The following is a 5775-nucleotide window of genomic DNA, read 5'->3' as shown; positions in this document are numbered from 1 at the left end:
CCAGCATCCCGGACAAAACACTCAAACGCGGCTTCGGCATCCTCGTCCTCGTCATCGCCGCCTACGTCGCAGCCCAGGCAATCCTGTCCTGACGGCGCCCCTGAGGGAACAGGGAAGCGCCGGAGGATATATCCTCCGGCGCTTCCCTGTTCTTTAACGCTTGTGCCCGGGTGCAGGGAGAGCCGACCTACCGTCCGAACAGCTCGCGAAGAAGCCCTCGCCGGTGAACTTTTCCTGCTCGTGCCCGCGGCAAGGCTGGGGCGGCCGGACCCCCCGCATCACCTGGTCAACGTGCTGGCCGCAGCCAGTCCGGCGTGCCGGGGCGGCTGCAGCCTTCGAAGGAGTAGCGTGTCGTGCCTAGGGGGATGTCGTGGAAGAAATCCTGATTGCAGGCGGCAAAGGGCGGCTCGGTGTCAGCGGGGCAGGGTTTCTTCACCTGTACTGGACGCCCGGTTCACAGGTCGGCCTTGACGACGCCATGACGTCTATTGAGAAGATGCAGGGTCTGGGCGCCGGCCGGGCACTGCCTCTCCTGGTTGAAATCTCTGATGTCACCGTGAGTGCCGCGGCGCGGGGCGCCTTTGAACGCGCCATGGCCGTCTCCGCGGTGGCCATGGTGGGATCCACCGTCGTCGACAAGGTTGTGGCGGCCGCCCTGGGACGGCACGGCTTCTGTCCGCACGCCTACTTCACCTCGCGCGCGGAGGCAATTGAATGGCTGGTTAGTCTCGCCTCGTCACGGGGCCGCGGGCTGCGCCAGGCATAGCCTCTCCGCTCCCTGATGTGCCAGGGGGCGCGAGGCATTGCCATCATGTCCGCCTCCGGCAGGAAGATTTTCTTGATTCCCCTGTGTATCGGGAGGATTGTTGGCCCTGCGGGACGAGGTCATACTGAAGAAACGCGGTTTCCAGAGTGGGAGGCACAATGGCGGCAGGAATGGTTTTCCGAATTGTTGCCGGGGTCGACGGGTCGGACTCGTCGCTGGCAGCCTTGGACTGGGCCCTTGAAGAGGCGCGGCTGCGGTCAGGGGAGGTTTACGTTGTGACAGCCTGGCACTACCCCGTCATTGGTGACGCCGCCGGCAGGGCTGAAGACCATGAGGCATTCGGAGACAATGCCCGGAGTGTGCACGCTGATGCGCTGCGCAGGGCATCCGAAACCGGCGTTCCGGTCATCGGTGAAGTGACAGAGGGCCATCCCGCCGAAGTGCTTCTGAAGGCTGCTGCGGGGGCGGATCTGCTGGTGGTCGGATCGCGCGGCCATGGCGGCTTCGCTGGAATGCTTCTGGGGTCGGTATCGAGCCATGCGGTGCACCATGCCCATTGCCCTGTGCTGGTCGTCCGCAGCGGCGCGGATACAGTTCAAGGCTGAGCGCAGGTGCCCGAGCCTCCGGGGCTCACCTCCGCGCAGGCAACCCGGCTGCTGGAAACCATCGGCCCCAACGCGGTTCCCCTCAAGAAGACCGGGCTCGCGGAGCGCATCCTCAGGAAACTCTGGGCTCCCGTGCCCTGGATGCTGGAAGCGACGATCGTCCTTGAGTTCGCACTCGCCAAATGGCTTGACGCGACCATCATCCTGACGGTCCTGGGCCTGAACACGGCACTGGGAATCATCCAGGAGAAGCGGGCCGAGGCAGCGGTAGAGCTGTTGCGCAGCCGGCTGGAGATCAATGCGCGGGTGCTGCGGGACGGCGCATGGACGCTGATGCCGGCCTCCCGCGTGGTTCCCGGCGACGCCATCCACATCCGGGTCGGCGACTTCGTCCCGGCCGACGTCGTCCTGCACAGCGGGACGGTGATGGTGGATCAATCCGCTCTCACCGGGGAATCGATGCCGGTTGCCCGGGGACCGGAGACCACCGTCTACTCCGGGGCCACCGTTTCCCGTGGGGAAGCCACCGGCACTGTGAGCGCCACCGGTACCGCCACATATTTCGGCAAGACGGCAGAACTCGTGGGCAGCTCAGCGCCAACAGCGCATCTCGAACACGTCGTGCTGCGCATCGTGAGGGTGTTCATTGCCGTGGATCTGGGGCTCGCGGTGGTGGGAACCATCCACCTGGCCGCCGTCGGCTCCTCCCCTACGGACGTCGTCTCCTACGCCGTGATACTGCTGCTGGCCTCGGTGCCGGTGGCCATGCCGGCAGCTTTCGCGCTGGCCGGCGCACTGGGTGCCAAGCATCTCGCCACGATCGGGATCCTGACCACCCGGTTGACGGCCCTGCAGGACGCTGCCTCCATGAGCGTGCTCTGCATCGACAAGACAGGCACCCTGACCGAAAACCGGCTCGCGGTGAATGCCGTCTACCCGATCGGGGCCACGGACCGGGAAGAAGTCCTGCGGTGGGCCTCGGCGGCCTCCGACGCCTCCACCCAGGATCCTATCGATCTGGCGATCCTCGCCGCTGACGGTGGGGCACCCCAGGGGCGATCCGGTTTCACACCGTTTGATCCCTCGACGAAGCGGTCAGAGGCCACCGTGGTCAGGGGCGGCAGGAACATTGGTGTCGCCAAGGGTGCCCCGCATGTCATCGCGGCCATGGCCGGTGAACAGCCCCCGCCGGAGCTGAGCTCACTCGCCTCCGGCGGCGCGCGGGTGCTCGCCGTCGCCATCGACGACGGGAACGGAGCGTGGCGCCAGCTCGGGCTTATTGCGCTGGCCGACCGGATCCGGCCCGAAGCCGCCGGCCTACTGACGCGGCTGGCAGAGCTCGGGATCCGCGTCATTATGGTCACCGGCGACGCTTCCGCGACTGCTGCGGCGGTGGCCGCGGGCGTGGGTCTGGAGGGAGGTGTGGTCCGGGTGGACGGACTCGCGGCCCTGGCTGATGACAACGGGTCGGCCTCCGTTGTTGCGGAGGTCCTTCCCCAGGACAAGCACCGGATTGTGCAGATACTTCAGCAGGCGGGACACGTCGTGGGAATGACAGGAGACGGCGTCAATGATGCCCCGGCGCTGCGCCAGGCCGAAGTCGGCATCGCCATGGAAGGGGCCACCGATGTGGCCAAGTCCACAGCCGGGGTCGTCCTCGTCCGTGGGGGGCTGACCGACATTGTGGGCCTGGTCGAGGAAAGCAGGAGAATCCACCAGCGTTCCCTGACCTATGCGCTCAACGTCAGCGTCAAGAAAGTCGAAGTGCCGCTGCTGCTGACGGTCGGTGTGCTTGCCTTCGGACAGCTGGTCTTCACGCCCCTGCTGATGGCGTTGCTGCTGCTGGCGAACGATGTGGTGAGCATGATGATCACCACCGACAACGCGGCATATGCGCAGAAACCCAACACCTGGAACGTGGGCAGGACTATCGCGGGTGCGCTCGTTGTCGCCACACCAATGCTCGGCTCTTCCCTGGTCCTGCTGTGGGCTTCAGGGCAGCTCTGGCCCGGAGGGGGTCTGGACCAGCTCCGCACGGTTATTTTCCTGACGCTGGTCTTCAGCAGCCAGATCACGACCTACGTCGTCCGCACAGCCTTACCGGCGTGGAAGGGCCGGCCCTCCCGACTGCTGGTGGCTGCCTCCGTCCTGGACGCCGCGGCCGCGTCCGTGCTGGCACTGTGGGGGCTGCTGATGGCACCGGTTCCGGTCGCCCTGCTGCTGCTGATCCTCGCCGCGACCGCCGCCGGAGGATTCATCGCCGACCTCCTGAAGGTACCGGCCTTCCGAAAGCTGAAGCTCCACACCGGTTGAGCACCTGAGGCACTGCCGCCGGCCCAGGCTGCACCGGCTGTCCAGGCAGTGAAGCCTGGACGACCCTTCCATGGCGCGACTGCCTCGCGGACTTCGATCACGCCCACCATCCCGTTGTCCTCATGGTCCAGGGTGTGGCAGTGGTACACGGTGCGCCCGTGAAGTCCTTGACGGCGATCCTGACCGTGACCTGGCTGTGGTTTCTAGCGTGCGGGTTTGTGGTCTGTGGCCCGCATCCGGACGGCCACGAGTATTCCCGACAGTGCGGTGAGGACACCCACGACGGCGACCGCTGCCGGGATCCCGTAGGCATCAGCGAGGATTCCGGCGAGGAGGGCACCGACGGCGAATCCGCCGTCACGCCAGAGCCGGTAGATCCCGACCGAGCGTGCCCGCCAGGCCGGGTGGGCGACGTCGCCGATCGCGGCCAGCAGCGTCGGGTAGACCATGGCCGTGCCGGCGCCAAGCAGGACCGCGGCAGTCAGCCAGATCCCGAAACCTGTCCCGAGGGCGACCATCCCCAGTGCCACTGCCTGGACGAGCATGCCGCCGACGATCAGCCATTTCCGGCCGTACTTGTCCGACAGGGCCCCGGTGACGAGCTGGCCTGCGCCCCAGACTGCGGGGTAGACGGCGGCGAGGATGCCGATCTTTTCGATGGTCAGTCCGGCGGCGGCGAAGAGCACGGGGAAGAGGCCCCAGGCGAGGCCGTCGTTGAGGTTGTTGACCATGCCGGCCTGGCTGACCGAGGACAGGGATTTGTCCCGGAAGCTGGTGAGGGTGAAGACCTGCCGGTTGCTCAGCCCGGCATGGGTTCCGGCGTGGACGGAGACGTGGTTGGCGGCTTCCAGCTTGGCATGGTGGTGGGTTTCCTTCACCGCGAAGACCGAGAGGCCAAGGCCTACGGCGATGTAGGCGGCGCCGAGCAGGAACGGTCCCGGGCGGAGCCCGTAGTTCGCGGCGATGTAGCCGGTGGCCAGCGCGGTGGCGGCGACGCCGAGGTAGCCGGCGGCCTCGTTCAGGCCCATGGCCAGACCGCGGCGGGACGGGCCGACGAGGTCCATCTTCATCATCACGGTGGTGGACCAGGTGAGGCCCTGGCTGATGCCAAGGACGACGTTGGCCGCGACGATCCAGCCCCAGGACGGTCCGAAAATCAGCAGCAGTGGAACAGGAAGTGCGATGAGCCAGCCGGCCACGAGGACCGGCTTTCGGCCGTAGCGGTCCGAGAGCGTACCGGCGAAATAGTTGGTGGCCGCCTTGGCCAGCCCGAACGCCAGGATGTACGTCAGGGCGGAGGTGTAGAGGTCCAGGTGGAAGACCTGCCCGGCCAGCAGCGGCAACACTGTGCGTTCCTGGCCGAGGGTGCCGCCGACCAGCGCATTAACGGCGACGAGGAGCATGAACTGGGCCAGGTTCTGCCGCAGGCCCAGCGAGATTGCCTCCCGCGTGCGTCGGTTTCCCCTGCGGGCTCCGAGGTCCTGCGGTGAAGGGGCGTTACCGGGCGTCATCTGTTTACTCCACTTATTTTGGGACAGACGTTGGCGGCGGCCAGGTGTCCCGGACCGCCGCCAACGCATGTCAATCAATCACTTCAGATGGTGCCTGGATCAGTTGCTGGTGAGGGACCCCAGCGGCTGCCGGGCTTCCCAGGCGGCGTAGCTGCCGTCGAGTTCGACGACGTCGTAGCCGGCGCGGCGCAGCGCGCTGGCCGCGACGGAGTTCCGGACCCCGCTCTGGCAGTAGCTGACGATGGTGCCTTCAGCCGGGAGCTCGTCCAGGTTCCACATCACCCGTCCGCCGCTGAGCTGGTGGGAGCCGGGGATGTGTCCGGCAGCGTGCTCGGTGCGGTTGCGGACGTCCAGGACCATGGCGGCGTCGAAGCCGGCGAGCTCCTCGGGCTGGATCAGCTTCGGGGTGCTGGCAGGCAGTCCTTCGATGCTGGTGACGTACCCGGCGATCTTGTCGATGCCGACGCGGACCAGGTGGTCCCACATCTCCTGCGCGGAGGCCCGGTTCGGAGCCAGGAGCACCAGCGGGTTCTTGTCGGTTTCTGGGTTGACCACCCAGGCGCCGAAGCTCGCCGTGGAC

Annotated in this window: 5 protein-coding genes and 1 pseudogene; 3 read left to right on the top strand and 3 right to left on the bottom strand. The window is 66.8% G+C overall.

The features are described from left to right. Positions 1 to 370 precede the first annotated feature (370 nt). The 3 genes from BJQ90_RS20900 to BJQ90_RS20890 all read left to right on the top strand — a co-directional run bounded on the left by BJQ90_RS20900 (position 371) and on the right by BJQ90_RS20890 (position 3684). Positions 371 to 766 (top strand): STAS/SEC14 domain-containing protein, encoded by a 396-nt coding sequence (locus tag BJQ90_RS20900; protein ID WP_226762099.1) that lies wholly within the window; start codon positions 371 to 373, stop codon positions 764 to 766. Between the two features lie 170 nt (positions 767 to 936). Beyond that, positions 937 to 1371 (top strand): universal stress protein, encoded by a 435-nt coding sequence (locus BJQ90_RS20895; RefSeq protein ID WP_226762098.1) that lies wholly within the window; start codon positions 937 to 939, stop codon positions 1369 to 1371. A 6-nt stretch (positions 1372 to 1377) separates the two neighbouring features. Next, positions 1378 to 3684 (top strand): HAD-IC family P-type ATPase, encoded by a 2307-nt coding sequence (locus BJQ90_RS20890; protein ID WP_226762097.1) that lies wholly within the window; start codon positions 1378 to 1380, stop codon positions 3682 to 3684. Between the two features lie 86 nt (positions 3685 to 3770). On the opposite strand, the pseudogene BJQ90_RS22995 reads toward BJQ90_RS20890, so the two are convergent. The 3 genes and pseudogenes from BJQ90_RS22995 to BJQ90_RS20875 all read right to left on the bottom strand — a co-directional run. Further along, positions 3771 to 3880, bottom strand: a pseudogene (locus BJQ90_RS22995) (multicopper oxidase domain-containing protein); the annotation flags it as partial. Between the two features lie 7 nt (positions 3881 to 3887). After that, complete coding sequence (locus tag BJQ90_RS20880; RefSeq protein ID WP_226762122.1) at positions 3888 to 5087, bottom strand: MFS transporter; 1200 nt, start codon at positions 5085 to 5087, stop codon at positions 3888 to 3890. 207 nt (positions 5088 to 5294) lie between these two features. Continuing rightward, positions 5295 to 5775: rhodanese-like domain-containing protein (locus BJQ90_RS20875; protein ID WP_226762096.1), on the bottom strand; the 481-nt coding region annotated here is incomplete at its 5' end.

Origin of the sequence: Arthrobacter sp. SO3 (assembly GCF_020532825.1) — a bacterium.
Taxonomy (GTDB): domain Bacteria; phylum Actinomycetota; class Actinomycetes; order Actinomycetales; family Micrococcaceae; genus Arthrobacter.
This window is presented reverse-complemented; position numbering and strand designations above follow the sequence as displayed.